We start from the raw sequence: 1,782 nt of genomic DNA on the forward strand, positions 1-1,782 counted from the left end.
ATGCGTTTAGGAGGCTTCTTATAGATGTATTTTATTACAACGAAAAGAATGTTGGAAGTGTGCTTTTCAGCACACCCCAACATTCAGTATAGAACCTTAAAATCCCACCCAACTATTGACAAAGAACCTAAAAAAGGAGCATCGCTCCTGATACAAAATCTAAATGATTTCATGTCATTATGCGACGCTCCTATATTCATTTTATATACTCATTCTAACCAAACTTATTAGTCCGCAAGCTTAACGTCAAGTGCAAAATCACCACTTGCAACTTTCGTAAGAGTGATTACACTATCGAACAGCTCGATCTTAGGTAATTCAGCTGATAAATCGCTCAGATTAACTGCATTACCCTCTTCGTCTTTAGCAGACTTAATTGTGTAGTTACTCTTAAATTCGAACTTCATTTCTTTGCCATCAAGGTTTTCTACTTCGTATGTCTTGCTTGTAGATTTCTGAAGTTTACCCTTGTTATTTACAAGATAGTAAGTATCTTTATCGGTCTGGTAAATCTTGTAATCGTCATCAGCTTCAAGTCTCTTACCATTCCAGTACAGATAACCAGACTTCTCGCCTGTGATACCCTGGCCATTCTTGCTGTTCTTTGTTTCGAAGTAGTATGTGAAGGAATCATTCTCTTCTTCTACATTAGAAACTTTACCAGTCTTCATGTAGCCATTCTCATCAAAGTAGTATAATCCTGAAACCATACCGCTCTTGCTGCCGATTGGCTGTAAACCTGTCTGCATCTGACCGATTTCATTAAAGCAGAAGTATTTACCATTGATTTTAATTTTTGCTCTGTAAACTGGTGAAGTACCATCCATTAAGCTAGTACCATCATCTTTCTTCTCAGCTCTCTTAGCTTTACCGTCCTTGAAGTAGTACCAGTCTGTATCGTCTCCAGCACCAAGGATGTCAGCACCGTCGATCTGATACCAACCGTCAGCTCTCCAGCCTTCTTCTACCTGGTTCATATAACGCACTTCACTAGGAGATGCATTCTTCTGAGCTGTTTCATCATCTGTATCAAGCTGAGCATTGGAACCCATGGTTGTCTTTACTCCATTGATCCACTCATACAGCATCTGACCGTGTGCATTGAAGTAGTAATATTTACCGTTTACTTTCTTCTGCTTAGCATCTTTGTACATCTTACCGTCAGAACCGAAATAGTACCATCCTTCTTCATCACAAGGATCGTTGCTGTCTTCACCGTTATGTCCTACTGCGTCAGCTGCATCTTTTTCATCATCGTCATCTGCATCTGGTGCCTCTAACCATAACCAGCCAGATTTTCTAGCTCCGTCATCTTCATCGCCTAAATAGTAAACATTTTTGTCATCTGCATACCAGCCAGACTGCATTTTGCCGTCCTCGTCAAAGTAGTATGTCTTGCCATTAACTTTTTTAGAACCGGAAGTAGTTTTCTTACCTTTACTTCCAAAGTAATACCAGCTCTCGCCATCTTCCTCTGGATCGTCCATATCATCATCTGTAATGGTCTTCTTCCAGGTATTGATCAGCATAGCGCCGTCATCACCAACATAGTACTCATCGTCAACCCAGGAATCTGTCTGCATTTCGCCGTCATCATTAAGGTAGAACCACTTTCCACCGTCTTTCTTCCACTCACCGGTTACCATTTCGTCATCACTATCATAATAGTGCCAGATTCCAGCGTCATCTTTTTCCCAACCAGCGGCGAAAGATGTCATGGAAGCACCCATAGCGAGTAAAGCTGCTGCAGATAAAACTGCAACTAATTTAGTCTGCTTTCTC

The 1,782-nt window shown here is 40.9% G+C and carries 1 protein-coding gene; it reads right to left on the reverse strand.

Going from position 1 to position 1,782, the window contains the following annotated elements; all coding sequences use genetic code 11:
* Positions 1–227: 227 nt before the first annotated feature.
* A partial coding sequence (locus tag KH180_RS16655) for a glucan-binding protein (RefSeq protein ID WP_290762497.1) occupies positions 228–1,782 on the reverse strand: 1,555 nt, incomplete at its 5' end.

The sequence above is a fragment of the Anaerostipes sp. genome (assembly GCF_018381315.1).
Taxonomy (GTDB): Bacteria; Bacillota; Clostridia; order Lachnospirales; family Lachnospiraceae; genus Anaerostipes.